The organism is Microbulbifer sp. TB1203, assembly GCF_030997045.1.
Taxonomy (GTDB): domain Bacteria; phylum Pseudomonadota; class Gammaproteobacteria; order Pseudomonadales; family Cellvibrionaceae; genus Microbulbifer.
Map to the genome: position 1 here is coordinate 2,320,879 of NZ_CP116899.1, position 16,032 is coordinate 2,336,910.

The following is a 16,032-nucleotide window of genomic DNA, read 5'->3' on the forward strand; positions in this document are numbered from 1 at the left end:
TGCGAATAAACCGGGAGGGGCCGCTTCTGTTAATATTGCGCCCCCGAATTTCCGAGGTCCGACCATGCACCCGCAAGACACCGCCATCCCCAACCTGGTCGCCGATATGCTGAACTCGGTGCGTGCAGCCCTGGCGGAGGACGTGGGCTCCGGCGATATCACCGCCCAATTGATCCCCGCCGACCAACGGGCCCGCGCGCGGGTGATCACCCGCGAAGACTGCACCCTGTGCGGGCGCGCCTGGGCCGAGGAGGTCTTTCGCCAGTTGGATCCGGAACTGCGCCTCGAGTGGCATTTCGAGGACGGCGACCGGGTCCCGGCGGAGTCGGTGATCTTCGAACTGGAGGGCAGCGCCCGCAGCATTCTCACCGGCGAGCGCACCGCGCTGAACTTTCTGCAGACACTCTCCGGCACCGCCACTACGGCCACCCAATACGCCGCGCGCGCGGCGGGTACGCAAATCAGGATACTGGATACGCGCAAGACCATCCCCGGCCTGCGCAGCGCACAGAAATACGCCGTGCTTTGCGGTGGCTGCCACAATCACCGCATCGGCCTCTACGACGCCTTCCTGATCAAGGAGAACCATATCGCCGCCGCCGGGGGCATCGACAAGGCGGTGGCCCAGGCGCGCACCATCAAGCCGGAAGCCCTGGTGGAAGTGGAGGTGGAAAATCTCGACGAATTGAAACAGGCACTGGCGAGCGGCGCCGACGTGATTATGCTCGACGAATTCACCGACGCGGACACCCAGGCCGCCCTCTCCCTGGCCAGGGGAAAAGCCAAGATCGAGATCTCCGGCAGCGTGGACAGCGAACGGTTGCGACAGTTGGCTCAACTGGATGTGGACTATATCTCCTCCGGCAGTCTGACCAAGCACCTGCGCGCAATCGACCTCTCCCTGCGCATCGACCTGTGAGTCAGCGGGTAGCGGCTATTCTACTGGTAAGCGCTTACCAAAAGAGGAGAGCGACGCCATGAAACAGTGCGAGACCTGTGGCAACCAGTATGACAAGCCCATGGAAATCACCCTGCACAACCAGAGCCACACATTCGACAGCTTCGAGTGTGCCATCCAGGCCCTGGCGCCCACCTGCGCGCACTGCAACTGCCGGATTCTCGGTCACGGCACCGAGGTGGGCGATGAATTCTACTGCTGCGCCCACTGCGCCTCCGCGGCAGGGCACGATGAAGTAGTCGATCGCGCCTAGCGACAATACGTCAATCCGCCTGCAAGCAGGCTCGCAAGGCGCTTTTTCAGATCCCCGGGGCTCGCCGGGAGCGGGCCTCGCGGCCCGCAAGCGGAACTGGAGCCTTCAGCGCAAAGGTAAATAGCTCCGCGCTCCCGGGAAACCGTACCAATCTACTGATTGCTGTGCATGGCTTCAATCAGCTCGCCATTGCCGGTATCCCCGGACAGCTCCCAGAAAAAGGAACCGCCCAGATTCTGGTTGGCGATGTACTGCATCTTGCCCGCGATGGTGGAGGGGGTGTCGTAGCTCCACCAGTTGTTGCCGCAGTGGGCGTAGGCAGTACCCGCAACTGTGCCGTTCGCCGGGCAGCTGTTTCTCAGCACCTTGTAATCCTCGATACCCGCCTCGTAGGTACCGGGCGCGGCGCCAGTGGCGGAACCACCGGGTGCCGACTGGGTTACCCCGGTCCAACCGCGGCCGTAAAAGCCGATACCCAGGTTGAGCTTTTCCGCCGGGATTCCCTTGTTCTTCAACGCCTGAATGGCGTAGTCGGAGTAGAAGCCCGCTTGTGGAATGGTCGGGAAATCGGTCAGGGCCGAGTGCGGCGCGGTGGGACCGTCCGCGTCGAAAGCACCGAAGAAGTCATAGGTCATGACGTTGTAGAAGTCGACGTATTGCGCTGCGCCCTCGTAATCGGCGGAGGCAATCTTGCCGCCCGGCGTACCGTCGGCAGTAATTGCCGCAGTCACCAGTTCATCGCCGAAACGCGCGCGCATCGCCGCCATCATGTCGGTGAAGGCGGAGTAGCCACTCTCGTCGCAACTCAGGCCACAGGCGTTGGGGTACTCCCAATCCAGGTCGATACCGTCAAAGACGCCCTCCCAGCGCGGATCGTGTACCAGGTTGTAGCAGGAGTCGGCAAACGCCTGCGGGTTCTGCGACGCCTGGCCGAAGCCGCCGGACCAGGTCCAGCCGCCGAAGGACCAGAGAATCTTGATATGCGGATACATCAGCTTCAGTTTGCGCAGCTGATTGAAGGAACCGCGCAGGGCGCCGGCATCCCAGGTATCCGCCTGGCCGTCAACGCTCTCGGCGGCGCTGTAGAAGCGGTCGTAGTCCGCATAGGAATCGCCGATGGTGCACTGGCCATTCTGCACATTGCCGAAGGCGTAGTAGATATGGGTCAGCTTCTCAGCGGAACCGCTGGTGACGATGTTCTTCACATGGTAGTTGCGCTGGTACACGCCCCACTCCACGAAGTAGCCACCCAGTCGCTCACCGCCACTGGAGGAGCCCCCGGAACCGGAACTGCTCGACGAAGAGCTACTGCTGGAAGAGCTGGAAGAACTGGACGAGCTGGAACCGCTGTCGTCGCAGGGGCCGATCCGCTTCCAGACTTCGTACTCACCGGAATTGGTTGCCGGATCGTTGCCCTGGGTCCACCACTGGGCCTCGTACTCACTGCCCTGGTGCTGCACCCGGTCGCCGCCCACATACACGGCGGAAGCGGACCATACCGCCAGGTTGGCACAGCTGCCACCACCGGAAGAGCCGCCGGAAGAGGAACTGCTGGAAGAAGAGGATGAACTGCTCGACGACGAGCCTCCGCCACCACCACAGGCGCCGAGATCGCTCCAGGCCTCTGTCCAGGCCCAGCCCGCACCGGGTTCGTAGGGGCCACCCTGGCTGCACCAGCCGCCCACGTCGCAGCGGTAGGCCACATCGTTGTTCTGCACTATATCGCCAGTGCTGTAGGGGGAACCGTCCACATAGACCTGGACACCGCCGCAATCGTAGGCGTAGCCGTGTCCGGCGAAGAGACCGAGCAGCAGTATCGCTGCCAGCTTCATCCTTGTCGTTATCGTTATTTTCATCATTATTGTCACCGTTGCTTGTTGGATGGATTCCGAAACCGGCCAACGGCGTATAACTCGCCACAAAATACCAACAGGGCAAAACGCCGCATTACAACTGCCGTACTTCTCCGAGTACAAATGGCTGTGCTGAGCGGTGCTGCCTGTCAGGGAGGACTGGCATCGAACAGCTGACCTCGCCTTCAGACAGCGCTGTCATTAAAAAATGATAACGCTGTCATTCGTGCGAAATGAAAGATAACGTCATTTTTATGAAAGTACCAGCGGACTGGCGCGAGATGCCGCCATTGATGTGCAGGATGTTGGATCGTCAGGGTAAATGGTGCGCGCGGCGCACCCTACGGGACTCGAGACTCGGGAGGAATAACCAACTAATGCGAAGGCCCTGGTGCCGCCACAGCACCGACTAGCCAACCGCGGCAAACTCAGTGGTGATGCTCGTGGTGTACGCTATCCGCTTCGGCCGAGGCACCATGAGCCCCGTGCCCAACAGCTCCCCATAGGGTCCAAAGACCGAACAGAAGAATCAAACCTGCAAACAACAACCGCACCGCCGGGCGCCGCACAAAACTGCGCACCTTCGCAGCGGCGGCCCCGGTGGCCAGCATTGCCGGCACCGTGCCCAGGCCGAAGGCCAGCATCGCCAGCGCTGCGCGCAGGCTGCCGCCCTGAGCCAGGGCGAAAGTGAGCGCGCTGTATACCAGCCCGCAGGGCAACCAGCCCCAGAGAGATCCCAAGGCCACCGCGCTGCCCGCACTGCGCACTGGCAGCAGCTTAGCGGAGAGCGGCTGCAGATAGCGCCACAGATAGGCCCCGCCCCGCTCCAGCCACACCAGGCCCCGCCAGATTCCGGCGATATACAGTGCCATCGCCACCAGCATCAATCCGGCCACCAGGCGCAGCGGCCCCAGTGCCGGCAGGATCGCGGCGCCCAGGGCACCGGCCAGCGCACCCATCAGCGCATAACTGCCCAGGCGCCCGGCGGAATAGCCGATCAACTGGCTCCAGGCCGGTCTCCGCCCCGGCACCGCCATACCCAGCGCGCCGGCGATACCGCCGCACATGCCGATACAGTGGCTGCTGCCGAGAAAACCGATCGCCAGTGCCGCGGCGAGAAACCCCCAGCTTTCCACTACTCCTCCCCGCGCTCGTCGTCGGGCAGGTCGTCGTCGAAGAGAATGCGCCGGCTCTCGGTCTCCAGGTCGTCGTACTGGCCGCTGTTGACCGCCCAGAAAAACAGCTTGACTGCAGTGCCGATAAAAACGATCGCGATGGGAATCAGGATATACAGGCTGTCCAACGTCAACTCCAACGGTGCGCACGGCGCACCCTACGCAGGGGATTATTGGTGCGCACAGGACGCAGCTGTGGGGTGCGCCGTGCGCACCGATACGGAAGTCCTGGAAAGGCGCAATGCATTCAGCACCACCACCAGCGAACTCAGCGACATACCGATGGCCGCCGCCCAGGGCGGTACCAGGCCGCACACCGCCAGCGGCAGTGCCAGCGCATTGTAACCCAGCGCCCAGGTCAGATTCTGGCGCAGAATGCGCCGGCATTTCAGTGCCAGCGCCACAGCCCGGGGCAGCACGGCGAGGTCGCCCCGCAACAGAATCGCATCGGCCCTGGATTGGGCCAGGTCCGCAGCGGACATCATCGACACGGACACGTCGGCACCGGACAGCACCGGCACATCGTTGAGGCCGTCGCCAACCATCAACACCCGCTCGCCGCGCTGCTGCAACTCGCGCAGCCGCGCCAGCTTGTCCTCCGGGGAGGCGCCGGAGCGATATTCATCAATGCCGGCCCGCGCCGCCAGGCGCGCCACTTCCGCGGACTGGTCGCCGCTGAGCAGTTCCACCGCCAGTCCTGTCCCCGCCAACTGAGTCACCGCCGCTTTCGCCGTGGGGCGGAGGCGATCGCCCAGGGCTATCCAGGCGACGGCCCCGTCCTCATCTGACAGCAACAGCCACTGCCCTTCGCCCGTGGGCGCCTGCAGGGGCTGTGACAGGGCGAAGTCCGCGCGCCCCAGCCGGTAACGGATCCCCTCGATCACGCCCTCCAGCCCCCGGCCGGTGTGCACGCGCAATTCGGTGGCGGAGAGGTTGCCGGTCCAGGCGCGAAAGGCCCGCGCCAGCGGATGGTTGCTCTCCGATTCCAACGCCGCCGCACAATCCTTCACCCGCTGCGGTGTCCAACCCTCGCGCAGGATTTCGATGTGCAGGATGCGCGGCTCGCCCCGGGTCAGGGTGCCGGTCTTGTCGAACACCACCCGGGTGAGCCGGGGCAGTGTTTCCAGCACATGGCCACCGGCCACCAGCAGCCCCAACTGCTGCAGGCGCAGGGTGGCCGCCGCCAGCGCCGCCGGGGTGGCCAGGGACAGCGCACAGGGACAGGTCACCACCAGCACCGACAGCGCAACCCAGAAGGCCCGCTCGGGCTCCACCTGCCACCAAAATGAGAAGGCGCCCAGCGCCGCCAGCAGCACCAGGCCGACGAACACCCCCGCGACCCGGTCCGCCAGCGCCACCTGTAGCGGCTTTTCCAACTGCGCCCGCTCCACCAGTTTTTCGATCGCCGACAGTCGGGTGGACTCGCCAGCGGCCAGCACTTCTATCCTGAGCGGGGAATCGCCGTTGACGCTGCCAGCAAAAACCCGATCGCCGACGGTCTTTTGCTGCAGTGCCGACTCGCCGCTGAGCAGGGATTCGTCCACCCCGCTCTCTCCGTCGCAGACCTCGCCGTCCGCGGGAATGGTATCCCCCGGGCGCAACAGCAGGCGGTCTCCCGGTGCCAGCGCCGCCACCGGTACCGATTCCTCGCCGGAGCCGGTGAGGCGGGTCGCGGTCAGCGGCAGCAGCTGTGCCAACCCGCCCCGGGCCAGCCCCGCGCGGTGGCGCGCGCGCATTTCCACGGTGCGCCCCAGCAGCAGGAAGAAGGTGAACATGGAGATGGATTCGAAGTACACGTCGCCGGTATTGAATACCGTGGCGTAGAAGCTCGCCGCGTAGGCCAGCCCGATGGCCAGGGATACCGGCACATCCATACTCAACTGGCCGCCGCGCAGGCTGCGCAGGGCGGCGGAGAAAAAAGGCCGCGCGGCGTAGAGCACTACCGGGGTGGCCACCAGCAGCGACACCCAGCGCAAGTAGCGCTCCAACTGCGGATCGATGCCGGAACTGGCGCCGAAGTAGAGGGCGATGGCGAACATCATCACCTGCATGGTGCCCAGCCCGGCCACGCCCAGGCGGCGCAGGGCGCTGCGTTGTTCGTCCCGGATCAGCCGCTCGCTTTCCGCGGCGGTGGCCGGCGCCGGGCGGTAACCGATGCGCGCCAGTTCGGCAAACAGCTGGCCCGGCTGTATAACCTGGGAATCAAAACAGATTTGTGCGCGCTGGCTGCTCGCATTGACCGATACTTTTTCCACTCCGGGCAGGCGGCCCAGGTGCTTTTCGATCAGCCATACGCAGGCGGCACAGCTGATACCGCCCACCAACAGACCGGCAATTTTCAGGCCGCCTTCGTGTTCGCGCACAAACTGTTTTTGAACTTCCGGCAGGTCGTAGGCGGCCCAGTTGGCGGGGTTGGAACCCGATGCTCCCGGCTCCGGGCGCTCGCTGCGGGTATCGCGATAGCGATAGAAGTTGTCCAGGCCCCCGGCCACAATGGCGCCGGCCACTGCCTCGCAGCCAGGGCAGCACATGGGTCGTTCAGTTCCGTTGATCAATACCGAATGGCGGCTGCCGGAGGGAACCGGCAGACCGCAGTGAAAACAGCTGGTCTTGCTCATTGCATCGTGGGGCTGAGGGGCGCGGCGTCTCCCAGGTCGAAATCGATTTCGCCCTTGAGGCGCCACTCCGCCTTCAGGTGTCGGTCCGGGTGCAGCTCCGGCATCAGGCGCAGGTACCAGCGGTGCTGCAGAGGCTGGTCTATGGACCCGGCGTAGCGTCCGCCGGTCTCGCGGGTGAGCAGGATATGCCGGTCCTGGTCCGCCTCCACCGGGTGGCTCAGGGTGAGCAGCAGCCGCTGCGGGTATTCGAGATCGCCGTTCAGTTCCAGCACCACCTTGCCGGCGCTGCTTTGGAACTGCACCATCCCAGCCAGCCCCAGCTCGCGGGCGCGCTCGTCCTGGTGGGCGCTGTAGTGATACATGCGGCTGTCTTTGTAGTAGGTGTCGCTCACGGTGTCGTCGGCATAGCGCACCGAGATGGTAACGGTGATCGCGGAGACCACGACCACCAGGATGATCGGCGACAGCACCAGCCAGAGCCAGGGCTCGCGGTACCAGGGTTTCGAATTGTGTTCGTTCATAATGCTATTAAAAATGGTTACCTCTTCCCCGGCGCTCTATAGCCAGGCGGGTGGCGGCCCTGCTGCCGGGGGCTTCTCATTAAGCCCCAGTAGCCTTCCCCTGAGCCCTCAATATTACCGTTTCGGTCCAATAAACACCGTCTGGTGCTTGTCCACCAGTTCCGGCTTGTCCACTGCCTGCACCACGATATAAATATCGTGCTTCGCGTCCTTCAACTGCTCCTTCGCTATGCTCACGCGGATGGGCACGGCAAAAATCTCGCCGGCCTTCAGGTAGATATCCCGTGGCATGCGCAATGTGTAGTCGTATCCGACTTTACCTTCCACGCGAATGGTAAATTCGTGTGGAGCCTGGTCCATGTTGTTGATCTTGACGGTGTACACATTCTGGATCAGCCCCTGTGATTCACGGAACAGCCGCGCACCGCGGTCGCGCAGGACTTCCGCCTCGATAGGGCTGCGGGTAACCACCTGCTGCACGAACAGGCCGATCATCAACAACAGCACCAGGGCATAGCCGAACAGGCGCGGGCGCAGCAATTGGGTTTTGCCGGTCTCCAGTTCGTCTTCCGAGGTGTAGCGAATCAGCCCGCGCGGATATTCCATTTTGTCCATCACGCTGTTACAGGCGTCCACGCAAAGGCCGCAATTGATGCACTCGTACTGCAGACCGTCGCGGATATCGATGTCCACCGGGCATACCTGCACGCACCAATAGCAGTCGATGCAGTCCCCCAACCCCTCGGCGCGGTAGTCGATACCTTTTTTGCGCGGGCCTCGGGTCTCGCCGCGGCGGGCATCGTAGTGCACTGTCAGGGTGTCGCGGTCGTACATCACCGACTGGAAGCGCGCGTAGGGGCACATGTATTTGCACACTTGCTCGCGAAGGAAACCGGCATTCATATAAGTGGCAAAGGTAAAGAAACCCACCCAGAAGACCCCCTGGGGATGAGCCTGGAAACCAGCCAGGTCCACCACCAGGTCGCGAATACCGTAGAAATAACCCACGAATGCCAGCGCCGTGGCCAGGGAGATAAAAATCCAGATGGCGTGGGTGCCGCCCTTGCGCAAAATCTTTTCCGCATTCCAGGGGCCGGCGTCCAGCTTCATGCGCTTGTTGCGGTCGCCTTCACAGATGCGCTCGGCCCATATAAACATCAGCGTCCACACGGTCTGGGGACAGGTGAAACCACACCAGACCCGCCCCAGCCAGGTGGTGACCGCGAACAGCGCAAAGGCGGCGATGATCAGCAGCCAGGCGAGCAGGAAGCCGTCCTGGGGGCCGAAGGTGGTCCAGAAAATGTGGAATTGCCGCGCGGGCAGATCGAAATGTACCGCCTGGCGGCCTTCGATATTCAGCCAGGGGATAAAGAAGAATAGCGCCAGCAGCGGCAGGCCGGTGTATTTGCGGATACGGGTGTAAAAGCCGCGGATATGGCGGATATAGACCTTGTCTTCGGACTCGTAGAGCATGCGATAGCGCACTTCGCCATCGCCGTCCTGCTCTTCGCGTGTGGGAATTCGATCGTTCACAAAACCTCACTGATACCCTTCGCAAATATGACAACAGGGCGCTGTTTCAAAAGATATGAGGCTTTTCTTTTTCTTCCCTGTCTGCCGCAGTTTCTGCCGGCGGGATGAGCTGCCGAGTTATGCCCACCCCACCAGCCGATCACCGACTACTGTTCCACCTCTTCCTGACGGGACAGGCTGTACACATAAGCCGCCACCAGTTTGATCTTGTCCTCGCGCAGCTTTTCCTTCTGCGCTGGCATCTGGTTGCTGCGGCCGCTGCGAATGGTGTGCTGTATCTGCTCGCGGCTGCCACCATAGAGCCAGATATTGTCGGTGAGGTTGGGGGCGCCCATGGCCTGGTTGCCCTTGCCATCCGGACCGTGACAGACATAGCACACACTGCCGAAGATCTTCTGGCCCTCAGTGGCCATGGCGGTATCGTGTTCCAGTCCGTTCAGAGCCAGTACGTATTCCGCGGCATTCCTCACGCCCGCTTCGCCGATCACCGGTCCCTGGGGCGGCATGGTACCTTTGCGACCTTCGTGAATCGTCTTGAGGATGTCTTCCGGAGAGCCGCCGTAGAGCCAATCGCTGTCGGTCAGGTTCGGGAAGCCGTAGTTGCCGCCACCATCGGCGCCGTGGCATACGGCACAGTTGTTGGCGAAGATGCGCGCACCCATTTTTAGCGCTTCGCGGTTGTCGGCAATCTCCTCGATGGGCATTTCTACATACAGGCCGAAGGTCTCGTCGAATTTCTCGCGGGCCTTGGCCTCCTCGTTCTCCAGTTGACCCACGGAGGTCCAGCCGCTGAAGCCTTTGAAGTTGCCCAGGCCGGGGTAGATCGCCAGGTAGATGCCGGTGAAAACCAGTGTGGCAATAAACAGCAGAAACCACCACCTGGGCAGGGGGTTGTCGTATTCTTCAATGCCGTCGTACACGTGTCCAGTGGTGCGGTTCTCCGGATCTTCCTGGTCGCTCACTGCAACCCTGCGGTTAGCGAATAATATCCAGGTGACCAATGCCAGGTTGGCGAGCGTGAGCACAATGACCCATATACTCCAGAAGGTACTCATTTATCGTCTTGCCTCGTATTCTGTTTTGCCGGTGTTCCGCTTTCTTTTTTCTCGCCAGCCTTTCTCGCTGACCGCTCGGACAGCTCTTCATCGGCAAACGGCAGTTTGGCGTCCTCTTCAAAGCGCTTTTTGCGCTTGGGGGAAAACGCCCACCAACAGATTCCCAAAAATGCCAGCGCCCCCAGGACGACGCCGATTACTCGCAATGTGTTGATATCCACGAATATCCCGCTCCGTTAGCGTTTCTGCTGAACCAGAACACCCAACTGCTGCAGGTAGGCGACCAGCGCGTCGATCTCTTTTACCCGGCCGCCCACGAAGGGCTCGCCGGCCTTGGCGATATCCTCATCGGTATAGGGCACACCCACTGTGCGGAGCGCGCGCATCTTGATGGCAGTGCGATCGCCGTGGACCACATTGTCAAACAGCCAGGGGAAGGAAGGCATATTGGATTCCGGCACCACGTTGCGCGGGTTGTACAGGTGCGCGCGGTGCCACTCGTCGGAGTAGCGGCCGCCCACGCGGGCCAGGTCCGGGCCGGTGCGCTTGGAACCCCACAGGAAGGGGTGATCGTAGACGGACTCCTGGGACATGGAGTAGTGGCCGTAGCGTTCCACTTCCGCGCGCAGGGGGCGCACCATCTGCGTGTGGCACACGTGGCAGCCCTCGCGGATATAGATATCCCGGCCTTCCAGTTCGACCGGCCCCAGCGGCTTGAGGCCGGCGACGGGTTCCACGTTCGCCTCGATAAAAAACTGCGGCACGATTTCCACCAGAGCGCCGAAGCTGATGGCGATGATGGTGAATATGATCAGGATGCCGACGTTCTTCTCTACTATGTCATGATTTTTCACGATTCGACCTCCTAAACTGCGTGCGGCACTGGCGCTGTGTTGTCATTGCGGGCCACATCTTCTTCTTCGGTGACGGTGCGGAACACGTTGTAGGCCATCACAAACATCCCCGACAGGAAGAGGGCCCCGCCCAACCAGCGCACAACATAACCCGGGTGACTGGCAATCACGCTCTCCACAAAGCTGTAGGTCAGAGTGCCGTCGGCATTAAAGGCACGCCACATCAGGCCCTGGGTGATGCCATTGACCCACATGGCGGCGATGTATAGCACCGTGCCCACGGTGGCCAGCCAGAAGTGGGCATTGATCAGCTTCACGCTGTACATCTGCCTGCGGTGGAAGAGCACCGGTACCAGGTGATAGATGGCGCCGATGGAAATCATCGCCACCCAGCCCAGGGCACCGGAGTGCACGTGGCCCACGGTCCAGTCGGTGTTGTGGGACAGCGCGTTGACTGTCTTGATGGACATCATCGGTCCCTCGAAGGTGGACATGCCGTAGAAGGACAGGGACACCACCAGGAAGCGCAGGGTCGGGTCAGTGCGCAGTTTGTGCCAGGCGCCGGACAGGGTCATGATGCCGTTGATCATGCCGCCCCAGGAGGGCGCGAGCAGGATGATCGACATCACCATCGCCAGGCTCTGGGTCCAGTCCGGCAGCGCCGAGTAGTGCAGGTGATGGCCCCCGGCCCAGACGTAGATGGAGATCAGCGCCCAGAAGTGCACGATGGACAGTTGGTAGGAGTAGATCGGCCTCCCCGCCTGCTTGGGCACGAAGTAGTACATGATGCCGAGGAAGGCGGCGGTGAGGAAGAAGCCCACCGCGTTGTGGCCGTACCACCACTGGATCATCGCGTCCTTGGTACCGGAGAAGATGGAGTAGGACTTGAACGGCGCGACCGGAATCTCCAGGTTGTTGACGATATGCAGCGCGGCGATGGTGATGATGTAGGCACCGAAGAACCAGTTGGCCACATAGATGTGCGAGGTCCGGCGCTTGGCGATGGTGCCGAAGAACACCAGTGCGTAGGCGATCCAGATCAGCGCAATCAGGATATCGATCGGCCACTCCAGCTCGGCGTATTCCTTGGTGGAGGTGTAGCCCATGGGCAGGGTGATGGCCGCGGCGACAATCACCACCTGCCAGCCCCAGAAGGTAAACGGAATCAGCCAGCCGCCCCACAGGCGGGTCTGGCAGGTGCGTTGCACCACGTAATAGGAAGTCGCGAACAGCACACTGCCGCCGAAGGCGAAAATCACCCCATTGGTGTGCAGCGGGCGCAGGCGGCCGAAGTGGGTGAAGGGTTGCCAGAGATCGTTCAGATGGGGCCAGGCCAACTGGGCCGCAATCAGGTCGCCTACAGCCATACCAACGATACCCCAGACCACCGCCATGATGGTGAACTGGCGTACCACTGTGTAGTCATAGTCCGGCGTATCGCCGGCCTTTACCACGGTTGTCGTCATCGTCTTACTTCCGTTACTTTTTAAAATTCGTGCTCTCGCGGGAACGGTCGCTGTCAGAGCGGGCATCGATTGCGGCCACGGACAAATTTTGCCCAGGTCGCTTCAGGTATTCACGGCGCCTTCGGCCGGGCGGCATTCCGTTGGGCGGCACCCCACTGGGCGGCGCTCCGTCATCCGTGACCGCCGCAGCTCCTACCGAAAGAGCCTACAGTGTAGGAGCCCGTCTGCCGGCGACCGGATTGCCTGGAACAATCCGACGCAGCGAACTGCCCGGCCGGGTACACAGATGTAACTCACCGGCAGGGATTTAAACGCACCCGTTGCCGGCGGGAACTGATCTATATCAATTTGCGTCCCTTACCGGCGGCAATCCGCAGTCTCAGGGCATTCAATTTAATGAAGCCCTCGGCGTCCTTCTGGTCATAGGCGCCGGCATCCTCCTCAAAGGTGGCGATGCGCTCGTCGAACAGGCTCTCCGCGGAACGGCGGCCCACGGCGCTGACGCTGCCTTTATACAGTTTCAGGCGCACCTCGCCGTTGACAACCTGCTGGGACTCATCGATGGCCGCCTGCAGCATGCGGCGCTCCGGGGACCACCAGTAGCCGTTGTAGATCAGATTGGCGTAGCGCGGCATCAGCTCGTCTTTCATATGTGCCACCTCCCGGTCCAGGGTGATGGACTCGATGGCGCGGTGCGCTTTGAGCAGGATGGTGCCGCCGGGAGTTTCATAGCAGCCCCGGGACTTCATGCCCACGTAGCGGTTCTCGACGATATCCAGGCGGCCAATGCCATTGGCGCCGCCCAGCTTGTTCAGCTTCTCCAGCAGGGTCGCCGGGCTCAGGCGCTCGCCGTCGATGGCCACCGGATCGCCGTTCTCAAACGTCAGGGTGATATACACAGGCTCATCCGGTGCCGCTTCCGGACTCATGCTCCAGCGCCACATATCCTCCTCGGCTTCCGCCCATGGGTCCTCCAGGATGCCGCCCTCATAGGAGATATGCAGCAGGTTGGCATCCATGGAATAGGGGGATTTCTTCTTGCCGGAGGAGAAGTCCACCGGGATCTTGTGCTGTTCGCAGTACTGCATCAGCTTTTCGCGGGAAGTGAGATCCCACTCCCGCCAGGGGGCGATCACCTTGATACCCGGCTTGAGCGCATAGGCGCCGAGCTCAAAGCGCACCTGGTCGTTGCCCTTGCCGGTGGCCCCATGGGAAATGGCGTCGGCACCGGTCTCGTTGGCAATCTCGATCAGGCGCTTGGCGATCAGCGGGCGGGCGATGGAAGTGCCCAGCAGATACTCGCCCTCATAGATGGTGTTGGCGCGGAACATAGGGAAGACGAAATCGCGCACATACTCCTCGCGCAGGTCGTCGATATAGATATCCTTCACCCCCAGAGCCTGCGCCTTCGCGCGCGCCGGTTCCACTTCCTCGCCCTGACCGATATCGGCGGTGAAGGTCACCACCTCGCAGCCGTAGGTTTCCTGCAGCCAGCGCACAATCACGGAAGTGTCCAGTCCGCCGGAGTACGCTAGTACCACTTTGTCGATCTTGCTCATTGCTGTCCTCTGCTGGGAAATAAGCCGCCACACAGAGCGCTACCACGCCCCGGTGAGTGTCGGTCTGGGAGGGGTTATTGTTGGAAGTGTACCCAGGACAGGCGATTGGCCCGCCTTTTTCGGGGCGCGATTGTAGCGCCTCAACTCGCGGACGACTAGCGCCAGCAGGCTACCGACTCGCCATTGTACATTTCTTAACCAGACAATTCATCGCAATTTGCCCGCGCTTCGGGTAGCATTCGCGGCGCTGATCGCATCCACTAACCACCGGCCATTTGACCACAGCCTATGATGGAGCAACCCACCCTCCGCGTCACTTTACGCACTCCGGACGACTGGCATATCCATCTGCGCGACGGCGCCGCCCTCCCGCGCACCGTGGGCGACGCAGCCAGGCAGTTTCGCCGCGCCATCGTGATGCCCAACCTGGTGCCGCCGGTAGTGGATGCGGGAGACGCCGTCTCTTACCAATTGCGCATCCGCAAGCAGATTCCCGAGGGCAACCCCTTCGAGCCGCTGATGGTGATCTACCTGACCGACCGGACCAGTGCGGAAATCGTCCGCCAGGCCCACCAGGCCGGCGTGGTCGCCGCCAAGCTCTATCCCGCCGGCGCCACCACCAACTCCGATTCCGGCGTCACCGATATCGCCAACATCTACCCGGCGCTGGAGGCCATGCAGGCCTGCGGCATGAAACTGCTGCTGCACGGGGAAGTCACCACCGCGGATATCGACATCTTCGACCGCGAGCGGGTGTTTATCGAAAAGATCCTGTCCCGGGTGGTGGACGACTTTCCACAGCTGAAAATCGTGCTGGAACATATCACCACCGCCCAGGCTGCGGAATTTGTCGGCGAGGCCCGCGACGGCGTGGGCGCCACCATCACCGCGCACCACCTGCTGTACAACCGCAACCACATGTTGGTAGGCGGCATCCGGCCCCACTACTACTGCCTGCCGATCCTCAAGCGCAGCTACCACCAGTCCGCGCTGATCGAAGCGGCCACCAGCGGCAACCCGAAATTCTTCCTGGGCACCGACTCCGCGCCCCACGCCCAGCACAAGAAGGAGACTGCCTGCGGCTGCGCCGGCTGCTATACCGCCTTCAGCGCCATCGAGCTCTACGCCGAGGTTTTCGACCGCGTCGGCAAGCTGGACAAACTGGAGGGCTTCGCCAGCGAGTTCGGCCCGGATTTCTACGGCCTGCCGCGCAACACGGATACCATCACCCTGGAGAAGCGGCCCTGGGTCCTGCCGGAGAGCCTGGCCATGGGCGAGGAGCAATTGATTCCTCTGGCCGCCGGGGAGGTATTGAGCTGGCGGTTGGCATGATCGGGGCCTCCTGCAGGGAAAGATCGTAGGATGGGCAAAGCGAAGTGCCCATCAATACACCGTCGCTGATGGGCACGTCGCTTCGCTCCTTTGCCCATCCTACAAATAAGCTTCAAAACCAAGTCAGATTTTTGATTTTTAAGGACCCCAAGTGACCCCCGCGGAAGAACCCACCGGACCCAAGAGCCTTCTGGCACAGCGATTTCGCGGCTTCCTGCCCGTAGTGGTGGACCTGGAGAGCGGGGGCTTCAACGCGCGCACCGATGCCCTGCTGGAAATCTCCGCGGTGATCCTGGATATGGACGACAGCGGCGTACTCAAACCAGTGGAAACCCACAGCTTCCACCTGGACCCTTTCGAGGGCGCCAATATCGAGCAGTCGGCACTGGACTTTATCGGCGTGGACCTGGAATCTCCGGATCGCGACGCCCTCCCCGAGGAAATCGCCCTGCCGGAACTCTTCCGCAAGGTGCGCGCGGCGGTAAAGAAACACAGCTGCACCCGCGCCGTGGTGGTGGCCCACAATGCCCATTTTGATTTGGGCTTTATCAACGCCGCCGTGGAGCGCTGCGGTATCAAGCGCAACCCCTTCCACCCCTTTTCCTGCTTCGACACCGCCACCCTCGCCGGCCTCGCCTACGGGCAGACGGTGTTGGCCAAGGCTTGCCAGGTGGCCGGTATCGAGTTCGACAACAGCAGCGCCCACTCCGCCGAGTACGACGCGGAGAAAACCGCGGAACTGTTCTGCGGTATCGTGAATCGATGGCGGGAACTGGGCGGATGGCCCCTGCAGGAATCGAGCGGCGAGTGACTTGTTCGACGGTCACTGGCCGCAAGCAACAACCGAAAGAATTC

At 62.2% G+C, this 16,032-nt stretch carries 15 protein-coding genes; 4 read left to right on the plus strand and 11 right to left on the minus strand.

Going from position 1 to position 16,032, the window contains the following annotated elements; all coding sequences use genetic code 11:
- Window positions 1–64 precede the first annotated feature (64 nt).
- Together nadC and PP263_RS09780 are read left to right on the plus strand one after the other, a co-directional pair.
- Window positions 65–919, plus strand: a complete 855-nt coding sequence (gene nadC, locus PP263_RS09775) for a carboxylating nicotinate-nucleotide diphosphorylase (protein ID WP_308368237.1) — start codon at window positions 65–67, stop codon at window positions 917–919.
- A 58-nt stretch (window positions 920–977) separates the two neighbouring features.
- On the plus strand, window positions 978–1,211 hold the full coding sequence (locus PP263_RS09780) for a hypothetical protein (RefSeq protein WP_308368238.1): 234 nt from the start codon (window positions 978–980) through the stop codon (window positions 1,209–1,211).
- A 152-nt stretch (window positions 1,212–1,363) separates the two neighbouring features.
- On the opposite strand, the gene PP263_RS09785 is transcribed toward PP263_RS09780, so the two are convergent.
- The 11 genes from PP263_RS09785 to PP263_RS09835 all read right to left on the minus strand — a co-directional run bounded on the left by PP263_RS09785 (window position 1,364) and on the right by PP263_RS09835 (window position 13,845).
- Window positions 1,364–3,070 (minus strand): glycosyl hydrolase family 18 protein, encoded by a 1,707-nt coding sequence (locus tag PP263_RS09785; RefSeq protein ID WP_308368239.1) that lies wholly within the window; start codon window positions 3,068–3,070, stop codon window positions 1,364–1,366.
- Window positions 3,071–3,492: 422 nt separating this feature from the next.
- The gene (locus tag PP263_RS09790) at window positions 3,493–4,200 is read right to left on the minus strand and encodes a sulfite exporter TauE/SafE family protein (RefSeq protein ID WP_308368240.1); all 708 of its coding nucleotides are present in this window, start codon (window positions 4,198–4,200) and stop codon (window positions 3,493–3,495) included.
- Window positions 4,200–4,367: a cbb3-type cytochrome oxidase assembly protein CcoS gene (ccoS, locus tag PP263_RS09795; protein WP_308368241.1), complete on the minus strand. Its 168-nt coding sequence runs from the start codon at window positions 4,365–4,367 to the stop codon at window positions 4,200–4,202. Before ccoS ends, PP263_RS09790 begins: the two co-directional genes overlap by 1 nt.
- Window positions 4,368–4,409: 42 nt before the next feature.
- Window positions 4,410–6,857 carry a heavy metal translocating P-type ATPase gene (locus PP263_RS09800; RefSeq protein ID WP_308368243.1) on the minus strand — a complete coding sequence of 816 codons (2,448 nt, stop codon included), beginning with the start codon at window positions 6,855–6,857 and terminating at the stop codon, window positions 4,410–4,412.
- The gene (locus PP263_RS09805; protein WP_308368244.1) at window positions 6,854–7,378 is read right to left on the minus strand and encodes a FixH family protein; all 525 of its coding nucleotides are present in this window, start codon (window positions 7,376–7,378) and stop codon (window positions 6,854–6,856) included. Before PP263_RS09805 ends, PP263_RS09800 begins: the two co-directional genes overlap by 4 nt.
- Window positions 7,379–7,492: 114 nt before the next feature.
- The gene (gene ccoG / locus PP263_RS09810; protein ID WP_308368245.1) at window positions 7,493–8,911 is read right to left on the minus strand and encodes a cytochrome c oxidase accessory protein CcoG; all 1,419 of its coding nucleotides are present in this window, start codon (window positions 8,909–8,911) and stop codon (window positions 7,493–7,495) included.
- 146 nt (window positions 8,912–9,057) lie between these two features.
- Window positions 9,058–9,966, minus strand: a complete 909-nt coding sequence (gene ccoP, locus PP263_RS09815; RefSeq protein ID WP_308368246.1) for a cytochrome-c oxidase, cbb3-type subunit III — start codon at window positions 9,964–9,966, stop codon at window positions 9,058–9,060.
- Window positions 9,963–10,187, minus strand: a complete 225-nt coding sequence (locus PP263_RS09820) for a cbb3-type cytochrome c oxidase subunit 3 (RefSeq protein ID WP_183462704.1) — start codon at window positions 10,185–10,187, stop codon at window positions 9,963–9,965. The genes ccoP and PP263_RS09820 overlap by 4 nt, the downstream gene beginning before the upstream one ends.
- 15 nt (window positions 10,188–10,202) lie before the next feature.
- Window positions 10,203–10,820, minus strand: a complete 618-nt coding sequence (ccoO, locus tag PP263_RS09825; RefSeq protein WP_308368248.1) for a cytochrome-c oxidase, cbb3-type subunit II — start codon at window positions 10,818–10,820, stop codon at window positions 10,203–10,205.
- 11 nt (window positions 10,821–10,831) lie between these two features.
- The gene (ccoN, locus tag PP263_RS09830) at window positions 10,832–12,286 is read right to left on the minus strand and encodes a cytochrome-c oxidase, cbb3-type subunit I (protein ID WP_308368249.1); all 1,455 of its coding nucleotides are present in this window, start codon (window positions 12,284–12,286) and stop codon (window positions 10,832–10,834) included.
- A gap of 338 nt (window positions 12,287–12,624) precedes the next feature.
- Window positions 12,625–13,845 carry an argininosuccinate synthase gene (locus PP263_RS09835; protein ID WP_308368250.1) on the minus strand — a complete coding sequence of 407 codons (1,221 nt, stop codon included), beginning with the start codon at window positions 13,843–13,845 and terminating at the stop codon, window positions 12,625–12,627.
- A gap of 291 nt (window positions 13,846–14,136) precedes the next feature.
- On the opposite strand from PP263_RS09835, the gene pyrC reads away from it, so the two are divergent.
- Window positions 14,137–15,177, plus strand: coding sequence for a dihydroorotase (gene pyrC / locus PP263_RS09840; protein ID WP_308368589.1), 1,041 nt, complete (start codon window positions 14,137–14,139; stop codon window positions 15,175–15,177).
- A 151-nt stretch (window positions 15,178–15,328) separates the two neighbouring features.
- Window positions 15,329–15,988, plus strand: a complete 660-nt coding sequence (rnt, locus tag PP263_RS09845; RefSeq protein WP_308368251.1) for a ribonuclease T — start codon at window positions 15,329–15,331, stop codon at window positions 15,986–15,988.
- Window positions 15,989–16,032 lie beyond the last annotated feature (44 nt).

Excerpts from the sequence above, each read along its gene's own strand:
- nadC (WP_308368237.1), top strand. The coding sequence starts at position 65 with ATGCACCCGCAAGACACCGCCATCCCCAACCTGGTCGCCGATATGCTG.
- PP263_RS09780 (WP_308368238.1), top strand. The coding sequence starts at position 978 with ATGAAACAGTGCGAGACCTGTGGCAACCAGTATGACAAGCCCATGGAA.
- PP263_RS09785 (WP_308368239.1), bottom strand. The coding sequence starts at position 3,070 with ATGATGAAAATAACGATAACGACAAGGATGAAGCTGGCAGCGATACTG.
- PP263_RS09800 (WP_308368243.1), bottom strand. The coding sequence starts at position 6,857 with ATGAGCAAGACCAGCTGTTTTCACTGCGGTCTGCCGGTTCCCTCCGGC.
- PP263_RS09805 (WP_308368244.1), bottom strand. The coding sequence starts at position 7,378 with ATGAACGAACACAATTCGAAACCCTGGTACCGCGAGCCCTGGCTCTGG.
- ccoP (WP_308368246.1), bottom strand. The coding sequence starts at position 9,966 with ATGAGTACCTTCTGGAGTATATGGGTCATTGTGCTCACGCTCGCCAAC.
- ccoN (WP_308368249.1), bottom strand. The coding sequence starts at position 12,286 with ATGACGACAACCGTGGTAAAGGCCGGCGATACGCCGGACTATGACTAC.
- PP263_RS09835 (WP_308368250.1), bottom strand. The coding sequence starts at position 13,845 with ATGAGCAAGATCGACAAAGTGGTACTAGCGTACTCCGGCGGACTGGAC.
- pyrC (WP_308368589.1), top strand. The coding sequence starts at position 14,137 with ATGGAGCAACCCACCCTCCGCGTCACTTTACGCACTCCGGACGACTGG.